The organism is Sphingomonas sp. GW821-FHT10F09, assembly GCF_058809195.1.
This window is the reverse complement of the sequence record NZ_JBXASI010000001.1, coordinates 1,692,168-1,708,948: the sequence shown is the minus strand read 5'-3', so window position 1 is coordinate 1,708,948 and position 16,781 is coordinate 1,692,168. Positions and strand designations below refer to the sequence as shown.

Genomic DNA, 16,781 nt, shown 5'->3' with positions numbered 1-16,781 from the left:
GGCCGCGGCTTTCGCCGATCCCGCCGCACTGGCCCGCGGCCGGCGCCGGCTGGCGGCGGCGATCCCGCGGGGACCGCGGACGCGCTGGCCGGACGTCACGGAGCTGGTGCAGCGTGGCAATACGCTCGACGCCGACGTGCACGACGCCTTCTTCAACATCTTTCGCGGCGAGGATCACGATGCGCTGCGGCACGTGCTGACGATCGTCGATGCCGCGCTCGCGCTGCGCGCCGATCTGGCGGACACGGAGACCACGCTCGACGATGCCGCGCTCGCGCGGATCGGGCGGGGGATCGAGCAGGCGTTCGTCCTCGCCACCGGCGTGCGGCCGGCGCCGCTCGCGCTGCCGCCGCGGCGCGAAGGGCTGACCGACGACCCCGATCGCGCCGCGCGGCGCTGGCTGCGCGGCCATCACATCTTCCTCGTCATCACCCAGGCGCTGGTGGTCGCGCTCGACGATCTCGCGACGACGATGCGGGGGGCGGGGGACGATGCCGCGGCACGGATACAGGCGCTGGCGACGTTCGCGGCGCTGATCGACCTGTCGTCGGACACGATGAGCCTGACCGGCGACTTCGCCCCCCCCATCTACGACGGCGTCATTCGCGTCGCGATGGCGCCGCCGTTCATGCCCGAAGGCTTCAGCGGCGTCTTTTCGAGCGACCATCGCCACCTCGTCCGCCGGCTGCGCGAGGAACGGCCGATGTTCGAGGCGCTGCGCGACGGCCTGCCGGGCGCGCACGCCGATGCGGTCGCCAGCATGATACGATTGTATGATAATCACAAACAGGTGTGCAGCCGCTTCATCGGCGTCGATCAGGGCAGCCTGCTGATGAGCGCCGCCTCCGGCGAGACGGCGGTCGACCAGCTGGACAAGTTCAAGCGGAGCCGGTTGCGCAGCCTGGGCGTCGCGCCGCCGAAGACATGACCGCGATACCCGACGGGATCGCGATCCATCGCCGCGACCTCGCGACCCAATGGTGCGATACGTGGTGGATGCCGTTGTCGCCCGGGGAACGGGACCGCGCCGACCGCTACCGGCGCGACGACGACCGGCGGCGGTTCGTGGCGGGGCGGCACCTGATCCGCACGACGCTGGCGCCGCTGCTGGCATGCCCGGCGGCGGCGGTGCCGATCGCGATCGACCGCCATGGCCGCCCGGGCGTGGACGGCGCGCCCGCGTTCAGCCTGAGCCATGCCGGGGATCAGGTCGTACTGGCGGTCGCGCCCATCGGGTCGGCGTTGTCGGTGGGTATCGATATCGAGGTCCATCGCGATGATATCGACCTGCCCGCGCTGGGGCGGCGGGTGTTCGCCGGGGCCGAACTGACGGCATTGCAATCGGCGGGGGACCGGATCGCGCTCTTCTTTCGCCTGTGGACGATCAAGGAGGCGCTGCTGAAGGCGGCGGGACGGGGGCTGCTGATCGATCCGCGGACGGTCTGCGTCGATGCGGAGAGCGATCCGCCGGCGCTCATCCGCGCGCCGGCGGCGCTCCGCCTGCGCGGATGTGCCGTGTTGCCGTGTCCGCCGGGTCATGCCGTGGCGATCAGCTGGGGAGAGTGACCCGGCCGGCATCGCTCGCGTCGGTTCGCTTACGGCGTCAGGCTCACGGGATCAGTCGGGCGGCGCGCAGGCGGTCGAACAAAGCGAAGAAGGCATCGTCGGTCGGCTGATAGGCGGTGAAGCCAAGCCGGCGGCTCTTGCTCATGTCCGTCACCACCTCGATCGGGCGGCCGAGATCGGCGTCGGTGTGCCAGGGCGAGGCGAGGCGGTCGATGTCCGGCTCGGCCAGCCCTTCGCGGGTCGCGATCTCGCGCCACAGGCCGCCATCGCCCGCCATCTGCTCTTCCAGCGGCCGGACGATGCCGTCGAACGGCGCCGCCTCGATGCCGAACCAGTCGGCGATCCGGCTCCACATCCACTGCCAGCGGAAGACGTCGCCGTTGACGACGTTGAACGCCTCGTCATGCGCGGCTTCGGTTTCCGCCGCCCAGAGCAGGTGGCGCGCGAGCTGGCCGGCATCGGTCATGTCGGTGAGGCCCGACCATTGCGCCGCGGACCCCGGGAAGACGAACGGCCGCCCCGTCTCGCGGCACAGGGTCGCATGGACGGCGAGCGTCGTGCCCATGTTCATCGCATTGCCGACGGCGAGGCCGATCACCGTGTGCGGGCGATGGACGCTCCAGGTGAAGCCCTGCTGACCGGCGGCGGCGAAGAGTTCGTCCTCCTGCGCATAATAGAAATTCTCGATGTCGAGCCGGCCCTGTTCCTCGCGGAACGGCGTCTGCGGCAACGTGCCGTGGCCATAGGCCTCGAACGGCCCGAGATAATGTTTGAGGCCGGTGACCAGCGCGACGTGGCGCGGGCCCGATGCCGCGGGCAGGCCGGCGAGCAGGTTGCGCACCATCGCGGCGTTGACGCGGATGTTCTCCGCCTCGCTGTCCTGCCGCAGCCAGGTGGCGATGAACACCGCATCGGGGTTTGCGTCGCGCAGCGCCGCCGCGGTCGCGCCGGCATCCTGCAGGTCGGCCACGACGGGCTGGACGCCGGCCTGACCGGTCGGCCGCCGCGCGAGGCCGTGGACTGTCCAGCCCTGCCCCACGAGCAGATCCGCCGTCGCGCTGCCGACGATCCCGCTCGCGCCCACCACCAATGCCGTCTTCGTCATAGAAATCTCCTGATCGGCCATAGACCTAGGCATCGCTGCCCCGGGCTTCTAGACGGCACCATTCGGGTCCCCAGGCACCAGGAGGTAACCATATGCAGGCCGGAACGCCGGACGAGGAATGGCGCGAGGATTGCGCGCCGCGCCGGGTGCTGGAGCTGTTCGCGACCAAATGGACCAGCATGGTGCTGCACACCCTGCACGCGCGTCACGACGGCGTCGCACGCACCGGCGTGCTCCAGCGCAGCCTGCCCGGCATCTCGAAGAAGATGCTGACCCAGACGGTGCGCGACATGGAGGCGAGCGGCCTCGTCAGCCGGCACGTCCGGAGCAGCATGCCGCCGATGGTCGAATATCGCCTGACCGAACTGGGCCGGCGCTTCGTCGAGCCGGTCGAGCTGCTCTATGGCTGGGGACGCGACAATGCCGACGCGCTGGACCGGCTGGTGCCGCGGCCGGGTTCGCGGCGCGGGTAGATCGGAACAGGCCGCCGGTGGATCAGCGACCCGCCCCGACATGGGCATAGGGATCGGTCTGGCCGGCGAGCCACGGGTCCTTCGTCGCGGCGCGCATCGCGCGGAGGCGTTCCGCCAGCGCCGCTTTGACCGGGGCATAGGCCGGGTCGGCGGCGACGTTGCGCAGTTCGCCGGGATCGCGGGCGAGGTCGTACAATTCCTCGGCAGGGCGTTTCAGATAGGCCGCCTGCGTGCGCTGGCCGAGGCGGATCGCAGGGTCGGCGGCGATGGCGCGCCATGACGGCGACCCGGCGACGTCGCCCGCGACCGGATAGTCGAGCGGGTGGGCGAGGTTGAGGATATAGCTGTGCGTACGGGTGCGGATCGCGCGCATCGGATAATATTGGTTGATCTCGTGGAAATCGTGGCTGGCGAAGATCGCGTCGCGCGCCGGGTCGCCCCGCATCCCCATGATCGGCAGCAGCGAGCGGCCCGACAGCGGATAGGCAGGCGGGGCGACGCCGGTCCAGTCGAGGATCGTCGGTGCGATGTCGGTCCAGCTGACCATCGCGTCGTTGACCGCGGCCGGCCTGCCGGGCGCGTGCACGATCAGCGGCAGGTGGAGCCCGGGATCGTACAGGTTGGTCTTGGCGCCGGGAAAGGGGCGGCCATTGTCGCTGAGGAAGATCACCAGCGTGTCCCCGGCCCGGCCGGTGGCGGCGAGATCGTCGAGGATCATGCCGACCCCGGCGTCGAGGCGGCTGAGCGATTCGTAATAAGCGGCGAGGTCGCGGCGCACCGCGGGCAGGTCGGGCAGGTGCGAGGGCAGCGGCACGCGCCGCGGATCGTAGCGGACGGGCGTCACGCCGGGCCAGGCGCGATCGTTGCCGTAATCCACCGCGGCACGATGCGGATCGCTGTAGCCGATGGTGACGAAGAACGGGCGATCGTCGGTCGAGCGGATGAAGCTGGCCGCCGCGATCGCCAGTTCGCGCACGTCGCGGATGCCCGATCGTTCGGGCACCAGCTCCTCTTCATAGGGAAAGGCGCTGTCGGGGCCGACGTGCTTCTTGCCGACCAGCGCGGTGGCATAGTTCGCGCGCGCCAGCATCGCCGGCAGCGTCTCGATCCCGTCGAGCAGCGACTGGTGGTGGACGTCGTGCTGGAGGCCGTACATGCCGTTCTGATGGGTGTAGAGCCCGGTGGCGATGACCGCGCGGCTGGGGCTGCACGACGATACCGCAGCGAAGCCCTGCGTGAAGCGCGTGCTCTTGCGCGCCAGCCGGTCGATCCGCGGGGTCCGGATCGGCACGCCGTAGCAGCCGAGATCGAGGCCCTGATCGTCGGAGATCAGCAGCAGGACGTTGCGGTGTCGCCTGCCCGGTCCGGCCTGCGCGCCCGCCCGGGTGGCGACGACCGCGGCGGCGGCGGCCGTCGCCTTCAGCATCGACCGTCTATCCATGGCCTGTCCCGATGCCCGTCAACCTGAAAGGCGCCTCCGGACCGACGCGGGGCGATATCGGTCCGGAGGGGCGCATCGTCAGAAGCTGACCGCAGCGCTGAAGCGGAACGAGCGGCCGAGGATCGGGCGCGCCAGCACCGGGCCGGTGCCCTGCGATCCGATGATCCGCGGATTGCCCTCGGTCAGTCCGATCTCGTCGGTCAGGTTGTTGCCGGTGACCTGCAGGCGCAGCCGCTCGCTGACGTCGACCGACACGCCCGCGTCGAGCTGGTAGAAGCTCGGCAGCAGCTGCCGGTTCTCCGGATCGGAGAAGCGGTCGCCGGTATATTGCAGCGTGGCGAACAGCGACGGCCGGATGCTGCCGATCGGCAGTTCGTAGGCCGGCGTCACGCGCCACGTCCACTTCGGCTGGCGCTGCACCCGGTTGCCGGTGTTGTCGATCGCGCCGTTGTTGGTGAAGAAGCCGCGATAGGTGGCGTCGAGATAGGTCCCCGATGCCGACAGGCTGAAGCCGGCGAAGGGCCGCACCGCGCCCTCCAGCTCGACGCCGGTCGCCTTCGCGCCGCCGTTCGAGCTGACCGGCACGTTGTTGATGAGCGCGGTCGTCGCCAGCCCGTCGAAGGTGTTGCGGAACACCGTCGCATAGAGGTTGAGCCACTGCATCGAAACCTTCAGCCCGCCTTCGTAGGTGTCGACCTCCGCCGTCTGGGCGAGCCCGGTCTTGTTGGCGATGTTCGCCGCCGAGGCTTCGCGCAGATTGTCGAACTGCGGGAAGCTGTTGCCGCGGCTGTAGCGGGCGAAGACGCCGACGGCGCGGCTGAAGTCGTAATTGACGCCGCCGGTCCACGACCAGGCATCGTCGCGATAGCGGAAGGTGCGCGGTGCGCCGATCACGTTGACGGCATTGTCGTAGAGCGTGTTGGGGTTGCCATCGAGGTTGACGGTGCCGCCGGGGGTGCGCAGCCGGCCGTCGAGGTTGTGCTTCTGATAGCGGACGCCGCCGTCGACGCGCAGTTCGGGCGTGATCTGCAGTTCGTCGACGCCGTAGAAGGCGAGGTCCGACCCCTTGTAATAGGCATCGACGAGGAAGCCGTTGCCGCTGGTGAAGCCGCGCAACGTCGCCTGCTGCGTCGTGCCGGCGGCATTGGCGAGCGTGAGGTTGAGCAGCCGTGCATTGGGCTCGGCGGTCAGCAGCACCTGATTGCCCAGCGCCCAGCGGTCACGGCTGGTATAGTCGGCGTAATAGAAGCCGCCGGTCAGCTTGTTGGATCCCGCGGTCCATTCGAAGCCGGTGTCGGCGACGAACGAGGTCAGCTTCTTGCGCACGTCCCAGACGCCGGCGCGCAGCACCTGCGTGCTCGCGCCGCTGGCCAGCGCCTGCCCGCCGTTGACGTAGGTGAGGCCGGTCAGCCGCGCACCGGCGCCGCCCAGGGTCACCGCCATCGCCGAGGCTGCGGTCGGCGGTTCGGCGGGGACGAGGCCGCGCGTGTTCGCATCGCCGCCGAGGTAGCTCACGCGTTCGCGCAGGCGCAGGCCGTCGGCGACCTCGTAATCGAACGACAGGCCGGTGTTGATGACCTTCGCACCGCGCCCGTCCGCCATGTCGAGCGTCACGCCCTGCAGGTTGGTGGTCCGCCGCGTCTCCGGGCCGTTCAGCGTGCCGGTGCCGGCATCGAAGCCGGCATAGGCACTGATGTCCTTGCCGTTCTGCACGACCGGGATCGGCAGCAGCCACTGGCCGCGATCGTTGAGGTAGCGGGCGTAGATCTCCACCGAGCCGCGGCCGTCGAAGTCGTGGTTGACGTTGGCGGTGATCTGGCCGCCCTTTTCGGCGCGGTAGCGCGGATCGCGGATGCCGTTGCCCTGCGCGTAGAAGCCGCCGACCATGAAGCCGGTGTTCTCGCCCAGCGGACCCGAGATCCAGGCGTCGCCGCGCGCCTCGTCGAAGTCGGTGTAGGAGAATTTGGCGAGGCCGTGGAAGTCCTTGCCGCCGGTGCGCGGCACGACGTTGACGGTGAGGCCGGGCTGGCCGTTAGAGAACAGCGAACCCGTGCCGCCGCGCACCGCCTCGACCCGCTGCACCGTCTCGTCGAGCCGGACGAGCTGCGAGTTTTCGAGGAAGGACAGGGTGGGGGGCGGGAAGATCGGAACGCCGCCATATTGGAAGGTGACGAACTGCGCGTCGCCGCCCGAGGGATAGCCGCGGACGAAGATGTTCGCGCCGTTCTGCCCGCCCGAGCTTTCGGCCATGACGCCCGGCACGGCGCGCAACAGGTCGGCGGTGCTGTTCGGCGCGGCGCGCTCGATCGCGTCGTTGTTGAGCGTCGTCACCGCGAAGGAGGCGTCCTGTCGCCGGGTGCCGCCGCCGGCGGTGCCGACGACGATGATGTCCTCGCCCTGCGGCTCGGTCGTGTCGACGAGGCCGGTGTCGGCCTGCGAGCGTTGCGCGACGTCGGCCGCCGGTGCCGGCGCGGTCTGCGCCCAGCCGGGCACGGCCAGGACGAGCGCGCCGATCGCGCACCCCGTCATCATCGCTCTGGTCAAGATCATAGCGTCCTCCCCTTCATTCGCCTGTCGAATCCGCGGCGTTCTGCGTGCCGTCGTCAGGCCATTATTGACCGGTTTTGCGGTCGGCGTCGAGCCGTTCCCGTCACCCGTGCAATCACTTGACCGCATCGGCGGCCGGCCGTGTGCCGGTTTCCACCCAGCCGCGCAGCACGGTCCATGCCGCCTTCGTCTGCGCGGGCGTGAAGCCGCAATGCGTATAGGCCTCGACCCCGCCGACCGGCAGCGGCGCGCGCAGCGGCGGCACCGGATATTCGGCGAGCAGCCGCGTCGTGCCCGCCTTGCGCACCGCAGCGGTCAGCATCGCCTCCTGCGCATAGGGGACGAGGCTGTCGATGCTGTTGTGCATCGTCACCAGCGGATCGGCGATCTTGCCGCTCGTCTCGTGCCAGCGGGTCATATAGGCGAGCGCGGCGGGGGAGGCGGCGATGCGCTGGATATCGCGGTTGAGCGCCGCCGCCTCCGCCGGGGTCAGCGTATCGCTGGCATAGACCTTGCCGACATTGCCATAGGGCAGGCCGCCGGCGGTCGCCGCCATGTCGTCCGCACCCAGCGCGACGGTGACGAGCGGAAAGGCGATCGAGCCCGGATCGACGTCGAAGCCGCCGATCGCCGCGACCTGTTTCAGGATGCGCGCCTCGCGCCCGGCGGGGTCCTTCCGCGCGGCGTCGAACAGCGCGAGCACGGGGGTCGCGATGCGGGTCAGCTGCGTCCAGCCATAGGTCTTCGCATCCATCGCGCTGCCCGCCGGCGGGGTCGTCGAGAGCGCGGAGCGGCGGATGTCCTGTTCGCCGGGCAGCGCATAGGGCGTGCCCTTGGTGAGGACGTTATAGGCGGCGCGCATGTCGTAGAGCTGGCCGAGCAAGGTCTTCCAGCTGCCGACGACGCCGCATCGCGCCAGCCCGCCGGCGAAGGCGCCGGGCCAGGTTTCGAGCAAAGTGACGACGATGCCGCCGCCCATCGAATCGCCGGTGGCATAGACGCGCCGCGCACCGAGCCGGACGAGGAAATCGCGCAGCCGCTTGGTGTTGATCGTGCCCGTCTCCACGCCGAGCCCGTCCTTGTCATAGGCGCTGTGGCCGACCGCGACGCCGTCGTCATAGGCGAAGCGCATCATCCCGCCTGCGGTGCCGGGGGCGGTCGGGTCCTCGGATACCGCGACCGGCGTGCCGGGGGTCGAATAGCCGTGCGCATAGACCAGCCCGTCGCCCTTCCATCCGGCGGGCACGGCAAGGGCGAACTGGTCACCCTCCAGTTTGCCGACCAACGTGATGCCGCCGGCGGGCGCGGGGCGGGTGACGACGTCGGTCGCGCCGTTCGCGCGGGCCTTGGCGACGAGGGCGGATTGCGCCGCGGTGAGCGTCATGGGTGCGGGCGGTGTCTGGGCCATGCCCGGCGTGGCGAGGAGCAGCGCGAACGGAAGGGCGGCGAGGCGAAGCGGCATGCGAATGTCTCCTGACTAGGATCAGCGGGGGCGACGACCGAGCTGCGCGTCGAAGAAGCGGGCGATGGTGCCGAACGCCTCGTCGGATTCGGGCATGTCGGGCCACATGAAGAAGGCGTGGGGGAGGCCGTCGAACAGCTGGAGCTCGCTGTGGACGCCCGCCGCGGTGAGGCGACGGTGCGCGAGGGTGAGCGCGCTGACCGCGAAGTCGCGCCCGCCCGCGAGCATCAGGGTGGGGGGCATCGCCCGGATCTGCGCCGGGGACGCCAGCGGATAGGCGAGCGGATCGTCCGCCGGCACGCCCTCCATATAGCTGACCGGCAGCGTCGTGGGCAGAGCGGGGACCGCGGGCGGGGCGTTGCCGGCGAGCGCGGGGGCGAGATAGGGGCTGTCGCCGCTATAGGCCGCGCCGGTGCCGCAGAAGGTGCCGAGCGCGCCGGGGCGCGGCAGGCCCTGTCTGGCGATCCACGCGGTCGCCTGCGCGGTGATGACGCCGCCCGCCGAACAGCCGTAGATCCCGATATTCTCCGGCCGGTAGCGTTTGAGCAGGTCGCGATAGACGGCGGTGACGTCTTCGGATGCTGCCGGGTAACGGTGTTCGGGGGCGAGGCGGTAATCGACCGTCACGACGCGGATGCGCATCGTCGCGGCGATCGGGATCGCCTCGACCAGCGCGCCGCTGCCGGCGCCCCACATGAAGGCGCCGCCATGGACGTTGATGAGGACGCGGGCGGCGTTGGCGGGCGCGATGCCCGCCTGCGGCACGACGTCGTCGACGCCGACGCCGCCGATCGTGGCGTGGCGCACCGTCGTCCGGAACCGGCGTCGCATCTCGGCGAGGCGGTCGTCGTTCCAGGCGCCGTAGAAGGCGCGCTGCTTCGCGACGTCGCCGGCGATCGTGGCGGGGGCGGTCGCCGCGTCCATGCGCGTCAGCACCTGCCGGGCGGCGGGGCTGAGCTGGCTGGACGGCGGCAGGCGGAAGGCCGGCACCTGCGTGACCGGGTCCTGCGCCGCGGCGGGGGTGGCGAGCAGGGCGATGGGCAGCAGCCGGCGGATCATGACGGTTTTCCTTGCGTGCCGCCGGCCTGCGCGATGCGGCCGAGGACGTGCGCGCTGGGTTTGACGGTGCGGGTGAAGGTGGTGCGATCGACCGCGACGAGGCCGTAGCGGGGCTTGTAGCCGCTGAGCCATTCGAAATTGTCGAGCAGCGACCAGTGGATATAGCCGAGCACCGGCACGCCGTCGCGGCGGGCGGCCTCGACCGCGGCGATCGCGGCGGGGATGAAGCGGGCGCGTTCGCGATCGTCGCCGGCGTCGATGCCGTTTTCGGTGACGAGGATCGGCTTGGCCGTGGCGCGGTACGCGTAGCGGATCGATCCGCCGATCGCTGCGGGTTCGTAGGGCTTGCCGTCGGCGCGGCGCGGGGTGGCGGCGGGCGTGTCGACCGGGCCGTCCGGGCCGAGGTACGTGCGTTCGTAGGTCTGCACCCCGATGAAATCGTCGTCGCGCCCGGCCTCGAAAAAGGGTTCGTAATAGGCGCGGCGCTTGGCGGCGAGCATGGCGTCGCCGTCGACGCTGACGTCGTCGGAGATGGCGAGGCTGAGGCCGACGGGCAGGTCGCCGCGCACCGCCTTGATCGCCTCGCGCCCCAGCCGGTGCGCGCGCAGCAGGCCGGGGATCATCGGCGTCGGATCGCCGCCGTTGAGCAGGGAAAAGCGGTCCGAACCCGACGCCTTCGCCGCCGCGGCGATCATCGCCTGCGTCGCCGCTCTGGCCCGGGCGTCGGGCTGGAACCGCGACCACGGGCCGCTGATCGACAGGTTGGGTTCGTTGAAGGTCAGCGCATGGCTGATCCCGCGGGCGAGCGCGCGGGCGACGCGGTCGCAATAGCGCGCGAACAGCGCGGGCGCGTCGCCGGCCTCCCAGCCGCCGCGCGCGGCGAACCAGCGCGGCGTGGTGAAATGGTTGAACGTCACGACGGGCGCGAGGCCCGACGCGCGGCAGCGATCGACGATGCGGGCGTAATGATCGAGCCACGCCTGGCTGAACTGCCCCTCGGCGGGCTCGATCCGGCTCCATTCGACCGAGAAGCGATAGGCGTTGAGCCCCAGCGCGTGCACGATGGCGACGTCCTGATCCCAGCGGTGGAGGCTGTCGCAGGCATCGCCCGAGGGTTCGGCGAACAGCGTCGGCTTCATCTGTTCGAGCAGCCAGATGTCCGCGTTGACGTTGTTGCCCTCGACCTGATGCCCCGCGGTCGCCGCGCCCCACAGGAATGCGTCGCGTCGGGGTGATGCGAGGGCCGGAGCCGCCATCGTCGCCGCGCCGAGCGCCAGCGCCTGTCGCCGATCGATCATCAATAGACTCCCGGAGTGGGTTTGGTGCCGCTCTCGACCCAGCCGTGCAGCGTGTTCCACAGCACCGCCGCCTGCCGCGGGTTGAAGCCGCAATGCGCCCAGCCCTTGAGGCCGGTGCCGGGAATGTCCTTTTGCAGCGACGGCGCCCACAGCTGGAACAGATGCGCCTGGTTGCCGGCGGCCCTGACCCGCTGCCGCAACAGCAGCGCCTGTTGCGCGAAGACGAGGCCGTCGTGGCGGTTGTGGACCGCGACCAGCGGCGTGGTGAAGCGCCCGGTCGACCGGTGCCATTGCACCGCGAAGGCGCGTGCGGGCGCGTCGGAGGCGATGCGCTGGATACCGGCGTTGAGCGCGGCCTTTTCCCGCGGGTTCAGCAGCGGGCTGTCATAGACCTTGCCGACATTGCCGTAGACGACCCCGCCGAAGCTGGCGCGCATATCCTCCATGCTGACCATCACGGTCATGATCGGGAAGATGAAGCTGGCGGGATCGGCATCCGCCTGCGCCACCGATGCGATCCGCGCGACCATCCGCGCCTCGGGACCGGACGGGTCGGCGCGGGCGGCCTTGAACAGGTCGGCCATCGTCCCGCTCATCTTTTTGAGCTGCCAGAACAGCCACGGATTGCGTGCGAAGCCGAAGCCAGTCGGCGGGGTGGGAGAGACGCCGTTGGCGGCGATGTCGTGATTGCCGGGCAGTTCGTATTCGGTGCCACGCGCGTAATAGTTATATACGGCACGCAGGTCGACGAGGCTGCCGACCTCGGTATCCCAGTCGCCGGTAACCCCGCAGGCGCTCATCGCGCCGGCGAACGCCTTGGGGTGCTGCTCGATCAGCGCCATGACGATGTTGCCGCCCATCGACGCGCCGCCGAGGTAGAAGCGCGTCGTGCCGAGCCGTTCGAACCAGCCGCGCAGCCGCAAGGTGTTGGCGACGCCGCTCTTCACCGCCATCGCCGGCTTGTCGAAGGCGCTCTGGCCGACCGCGAACCCCTGTTTGTACGCAGCGGTGAGGAAGCCGCCGGACGGGTCCTTCTCGACCGGATCGGCGGGCACCGACACCGGGCTGCCGGGGATCGAATAGCCGTTGGCGAACAGCACCGCCTGCCCGTTCCAGCGGGCGGGGACGGCGATGCCGAACGGCCGGCCGGCGAGCGTGCCGGCGACGCTCATCCCGCCATCGGCACGGCCGTTGGCGTCGATCGCGGCGGCGCCGGCGCGGCCCATGCGGTCGATCAGCTGCTGCTGGTCGGGCGTGATCGTGCGCCGTTCGGGGCCCGGACTGCATGACGCGAGCAGCAGCGCGACGAGCGCGGCGGACAGCGGCCGGCGCATCAGAAGCGATACCGCAGCGACAGGCCATATTGCGCCGGCTCGCCATAGATCGAATTGCTGAACCCGGAATTGTTGTAGCCGGTGTTGGCGGTGATCCGGTACGCCTTGTCGAGCACGTTGGTGCCGTAGATCGCCAGATCGAGCGGCGCCCCCCGCATCTGGTTCCATTCGAGCCGCAGGTTGAGCAATCCATAGGGATCGATCGTGTCGAACGGCTGCGCATCCGGCGCGACGCGCTGGCGCGACTGCCACGACCAGGTCGCGCGGATCGCCATATCCCCCTCCGCCGCCGCGATCGGCAACGCGAGCCGCCCGTCGAGGCTGAACTTGTGCCGCGCGACGAAGGTGAAGGGCGTGCTCGACAGGTCGCGCGACGGCTGCGCCGCGGTCAGCGCCGACGGGATCGCAGGGATCGGGATGGTGACGTAATCGAGGAACTTGGCGTCGTTGTACGAATAGGTGCCGCTGATCGTCAGCGGCTTGAACGGGATGACGAGCCCTTCGAATTCGAGGCCGACGACGCGCGCCTTCTTGGCGTTGGCGAGGATGTCCGCCCCCGCGATCGCGGCGCGCTGGATCACCTGCACATCGTTGAACCAGGTGTAGAAGGCGGAAATGTTGGTGCGCGCCTGCACCCCGCCGATCGTCCAGTCGCGCTTCAGCCCGATCTCGGCATCGGTCACCCGTTCGGGCTTGACCGGCGCGAGCGGATAGTCGCTGCCGAGGAACAGCGTGACGATCGGGTTGTTCGCGCCCGATTTGTAGCCGCGGCGCGACACCGCATAGACCAGGGTCTGCGGGTCGGCCTGCCAGTCGAGGCCCAATTGCCACGTCGGCCCGTCGCTCTTGCCGCTGAACGTCGGCGAGGTGCAATTGGGATATTTGAGCGACGGGAAGCCGCCCGCCGCAACCGCGAGGAAGGCGTCGTAGACGCACAGGTTTGCGTTGAGGCCGATCACCTGCGCCGCCTGCGCCGGCGAGACGATGCCGAGCGCGGCGAGGCGGTTGAACACCTGAAAGCTCTGCGCGTCCTGATAGCTCTGGATGTCGCCGCCGAAACTGTCCCACGTCCAGCGGAACCCCGCGGTCGCGGTCAGCGTCGGCACGATCCTGTATTGCGCCTGCGCGTAGAGCGCCTTGCTGCGGCCGCGGACCGAGGCGTCGGGCTGGATGTTGAGCGCGGGGAGCAGCGGGCCGTTGACGCCGAGCAGGGTCTGGACGACGCCCGGCAGGACGATCGGTCCGCCGCCGAGGATGCCGCCCGCCTGCAACGGATTGACGGTGAGGAAGGTGAGCGGCGAGGGGCTCTTCTCGTCGAGGTAGAAGCCGCCGCCCTGCAGCGAGAAGCGGCCGTTGTCGTAGCGCGCCTGCAGTTCCTCGGTGATCGTCCGCAGGTTGTTGTTGTACTTGCCGGGAAACGCCCCGAGCAGGTCGGCGATCGGCAGCGGCGTCGAATCGCGGTCGGTCGCGCTGGTCGAACGGCTGCGGCCATAGCTGAAGACGTTCTTGATCGTCAGTTCGGGGACCGGGTTCCACGTCGTGTTGTTGAGCACGAGCAGGTTCCGGGCCTTTTCGAACGTGTTCACGCCCGTCGAGGTCAGGCGGGGCCCACGCGCCTGCTGCTGCGCCAGATAGGGCTGGAGCAGCGCGGCATAGGGGCTGCCCGGGCGGACCGCGAGCAGGATGCTGCCGCCGCCATGTTCATCGACGTGGATGTAATTGACCGCGGTGTAGCTGTTGATCGTATCGGTCGGGTTGAACTGCACGCCGAGGCGCAGCGAGTAATTGTCGCGGTTCAGATAGTCGCGTCCGGTCAGCACGTCGCGGACGTAGCCGTCGCGCTTGTCGAACTGGCCGGCGACGCGCACCGCGAGCATGTCGTCGACGATCGGCACGTTGAGCGCGCCCTGTGCGCTGCGGCGGCGCAGGTTGCCGAGCGTGCCCTCGACATAGCCCTCGACCGTGTTCATCTTCGGCCGCGCCGGTTCGAGCAGCACCGCGCCGCCGGTGGTGTTGCGGCCGAACAGCGTGCCCTGCGGGCCCTTGAGCACCTGTAGCGAGGCGAGGTCGTAGAAGCTGCCGGGGCCGCTCGCGGAGGACGGCACCTCGGCGAAATAGCCGACGACGCCCGGGCCGCTGCCGGTGCCCGCGCCGCCACCGCCGCCCATGCCGCGGATCGTATAGGTTTCCTGATTGCGGGCGACATTGCCGAGCACGGTCAGTGACGGCGTGAAATTCTGCAGGTCGGTGGCGGTGTTGATCCCCTTTTCGCGGATCGTGTTCTGCGTGAAGGCGGTCAGCGAGACGGGCACCTTCTGCGCGCGTTCCTCGGTGCGGCGCGCGGTGACGACGATATCCTCGATGCCGCCGGTCGCCTGCGCGGCGGCGGGCTCCCGTTCGGGGGTCGACGGCGCGACGGCCACGTCCTGCACGCCGGTGCTGGCGAAGGCGACGGGGCGGGTGACGGCGATCGCACCCGAGGCGTCGCGATGCATGCGCAGCCCCGATCCCGACAGGATGCGACCCAGCGCATCGGTATCGGCGAGCCGCCCGCGCACCCCCGGCGACCGCAGCGTGCGGACCTCGTCGGTGCGATACAGGATCTGCTGTCTCGACTGGCGCGCCCAGGCGTCGAGCGCCGCCTTCATGCTGCCGGCATCGATGGCATAGGTGCGCAGCGTGCTGCGCGTTTCGGCCTGTGCCGCGGCCGGCACCGCCCCGACGATCGCGCTGGTCGCCATCAGAATCGCGAGCGCATGTGACTGACGCATATCCCCCCCTTTTGTTATGTCCCGCCGGCCTCTTCGTGCCGCCACGGGATCAGACGAACGGCTGGACGAAAGCCGTAACGCACCGTCAGGATTTTATCGTGACGCCGTCCGGATCGCTGGTGACGGTGAGGCCGAAGGCGTCGTGGAGCAGGCGGGTGAAGGCCTCGACATTGGTCGCCTCGAACGATCCGCCGATGCGCAGCCGGGCGGCCTGCGCATCGCCGAGCCGGATCTGGCGGCGGTTGTAGCGGTTGAATTCGGACGCCGCCTGTTCCAGCGTCACCTGGTCGAAGGTCAGCATGCCGCGACGCCAGGCGAGCGCGTCTTGCACCCGCTGTTCGGAGCGGTCGGCGAGCAGCATCGACTGGCCGCGCGCGATCGCGACGTCGCCGGCGGTGATGATCGCGGCGCGCTCCGGTGCCGCAGGGTCCGAATCCTCGACCCGCACGCGCCCCTCGGCGACCGCGACGGTGACCGTGCCGCCGTCGCGGCGGACCGAGAATCGGGTGCCGAGCACGGTGACCTTCCGCCCGCCGGCGAAGACGACGAACGGGTGGCGCCGGTCATGCGCGACCTCGAAATAGGCCTCGCCGCGATCAAGCCAGACGCGGCGCTCCCCCCTGGCGAAGGCGGCGCGGAGCGTGCTGGCGGTGTTGACGGTGACCGCGCTGCCGTCGGCGAGCGCGACCTGTCGCCGCATGCCCACCGTGGTCGTGATGCGGATCGTCGGCGCGTCCCCGTCCGGGCGGAACTGCCACAGCGCGAGCGCCGCCATGCAGACGAGGACCAGCGCCGCGGCGATGGCCCAGACCGGTGCCGGCATCCATGATCGCTGCGCCGCCGCCGGGGCGCCGCGCGTCGCGGCGAGGCGGTCGGCGGCACGCCAGCCGGCCTCCAGCCGCCAGAACGCCGCCTTGTGCGCGATGCTGTCGTCGAGCCAGGTCTGGAGCGCCTGCGCGCGCTCGGCGGACCAGCCGGGTTGTTCGCGCGCGACCAGCCAGTGCGCGGCCTGCTGTTCGATTTCGCGGGCGGCGCTCATCGATCGGCCTTCCGGACCAGTGCGGCGACCCGCGCCGGCGGGCGGTTGATCCGGGCGTCGCCGCCCAGCATGAAGTTCGCGAGCGCGCGCAGGCCCAGCGTCAGCTGCCGCTCGATCGTATGATGGCTGACCTGCATGCGGTCGGCGGTCTCGCGGATGCTCAGCCCCTCGACCTTGCGCAGGCGCACGACCTCGCGGCAGCGCGGCGGCAATTGTTCGAGGCCCAGCATCGCGCGGCGCAGTTCGTCGCGCGCCGTCATGTGGCGGTCCTCGGCGAGCACGTCGACCTGCGCGTCGACGGTGTCGATATCGGCGATCTGTTCGAACGAGACGATCTTGGCGCGCCGCGCGCGGTCGATCAGGACGTGGCGGGCGACGGTGAAAACGTAGCTGCGGGTCGAGCGCGGGCCATCGGCCGGCGATCCGGTGAGCACGCGTTCGTACACCTCCTGCCGGACGTCGGGAATATCCGCGCCGTCGCGGCAATGGCGCGCGATGAACCGCACGAGGTCGCGCTCGAGCGGCAGCACCTCCTGCGTGAACCAGTGTTTGATCGCGGCGTCGTCCGTCATTGCCGACCTAGACGGATGGCGACGCCGAAGCCGTAACATCAGCCGGTGCCGGTGGGTGGCGGTAGCGTCACTTGCCATGTCTCGCCCTGTAGCGGTTCGCCGAACGTATCATGC

The 16,781-nt window shown here is 70.2% G+C and carries 13 protein-coding genes; 3 read left to right on the top strand and 10 right to left on the bottom strand.

Annotated features, from left to right (window positions below; genetic code table 11):
- Positions 1–928: 3-methyl-L-tyrosine peroxygenase-related protein (locus AC1RTO_RS08010; RefSeq protein ID WP_493160290.1), on the top strand; the 928-nt coding region annotated here is incomplete at its 5' end.
- Positions 925–1,566, top strand: a complete 642-nt coding sequence (locus AC1RTO_RS08005; protein WP_493160289.1) for a 4'-phosphopantetheinyl transferase family protein — start codon at positions 925–927, stop codon at positions 1,564–1,566. The genes AC1RTO_RS08010 and AC1RTO_RS08005, both read left to right, overlap by 4 nt.
- A 43-nt stretch (positions 1,567–1,609) precedes the next feature.
- Here the strand turns inward: AC1RTO_RS08005 and AC1RTO_RS08000 are convergent, their stop codons facing one another.
- Positions 1,610–2,671 carry an SDR family oxidoreductase gene (locus AC1RTO_RS08000; protein ID WP_493160288.1) on the bottom strand — a complete coding sequence of 354 codons (1,062 nt, stop codon included), beginning with the start codon at positions 2,669–2,671 and terminating at the stop codon, positions 1,610–1,612.
- 92 nt (positions 2,672–2,763) lie between these two features.
- Between AC1RTO_RS08000 and AC1RTO_RS07995 the strand changes: the two genes are divergently transcribed.
- Positions 2,764–3,144 (top strand): winged helix-turn-helix transcriptional regulator, encoded by a 381-nt coding sequence (locus AC1RTO_RS07995; RefSeq protein WP_493160287.1) that lies wholly within the window; start codon positions 2,764–2,766, stop codon positions 3,142–3,144.
- 22 nt (positions 3,145–3,166) lie between these two features.
- On the opposite strand, the gene AC1RTO_RS07990 is transcribed toward AC1RTO_RS07995, so the two are convergent.
- The 9 genes from AC1RTO_RS07990 to AC1RTO_RS07950 all read right to left on the bottom strand — a co-directional run bounded on the left by AC1RTO_RS07990 (position 3,167) and on the right by AC1RTO_RS07950 (position 16,667).
- Entirely contained in the window at positions 3,167–4,570 is a 1,404-nt protein-coding gene (locus AC1RTO_RS07990) for a sulfatase family protein (protein ID WP_493160286.1), read from the bottom strand.
- Between the two features lie 93 nt (positions 4,571–4,663).
- Positions 4,664–7,135: a TonB-dependent receptor gene (locus AC1RTO_RS07985; RefSeq protein ID WP_493160285.1), complete on the bottom strand. Its 2,472-nt coding sequence runs from the start codon at positions 7,133–7,135 to the stop codon at positions 4,664–4,666.
- Between the two features lie 112 nt (positions 7,136–7,247).
- The gene (locus AC1RTO_RS07980) at positions 7,248–8,594 is read right to left on the bottom strand and encodes a hypothetical protein (RefSeq protein ID WP_493160284.1); all 1,347 of its coding nucleotides are present in this window, start codon (positions 8,592–8,594) and stop codon (positions 7,248–7,250) included.
- A gap of 21 nt (positions 8,595–8,615) precedes the next feature.
- Positions 8,616–9,653, bottom strand: coding sequence for an alpha/beta hydrolase (locus AC1RTO_RS07975; protein WP_493160283.1), 1,038 nt, complete (start codon positions 9,651–9,653; stop codon positions 8,616–8,618).
- The gene (locus tag AC1RTO_RS07970) at positions 9,650–10,951 is read right to left on the bottom strand and encodes a family 1 glycosylhydrolase (protein WP_493160282.1); all 1,302 of its coding nucleotides are present in this window, start codon (positions 10,949–10,951) and stop codon (positions 9,650–9,652) included. The genes AC1RTO_RS07975 and AC1RTO_RS07970 overlap by 4 nt, the downstream gene beginning before the upstream one ends.
- Complete coding sequence (locus tag AC1RTO_RS07965; RefSeq protein ID WP_493160281.1) at positions 10,951–12,285, bottom strand: alpha/beta hydrolase family protein; 1,335 nt, start codon at positions 12,283–12,285, stop codon at positions 10,951–10,953. The genes AC1RTO_RS07970 and AC1RTO_RS07965 overlap by 1 nt, the downstream gene beginning before the upstream one ends.
- Positions 12,285–15,056, bottom strand: a complete 2,772-nt coding sequence (locus AC1RTO_RS07960) for a TonB-dependent receptor (protein ID WP_493160280.1) — start codon at positions 15,054–15,056, stop codon at positions 12,285–12,287. Before AC1RTO_RS07960 ends, AC1RTO_RS07965 begins: the two co-directional genes overlap by 1 nt.
- An 85-nt stretch (positions 15,057–15,141) precedes the next feature.
- Positions 15,142–16,095 (bottom strand): FecR family protein, encoded by a 954-nt coding sequence (locus AC1RTO_RS07955; RefSeq protein ID WP_493160279.1) that lies wholly within the window; start codon positions 16,093–16,095, stop codon positions 15,142–15,144.
- Entirely contained in the window at positions 16,092–16,667 is a 576-nt protein-coding gene (locus AC1RTO_RS07950; RefSeq protein ID WP_493160278.1) for an RNA polymerase sigma factor, read from the bottom strand. Before AC1RTO_RS07950 ends, AC1RTO_RS07955 begins: the two co-directional genes overlap by 4 nt.
- Positions 16,668–16,781: the final 114 nt, after the last annotated feature.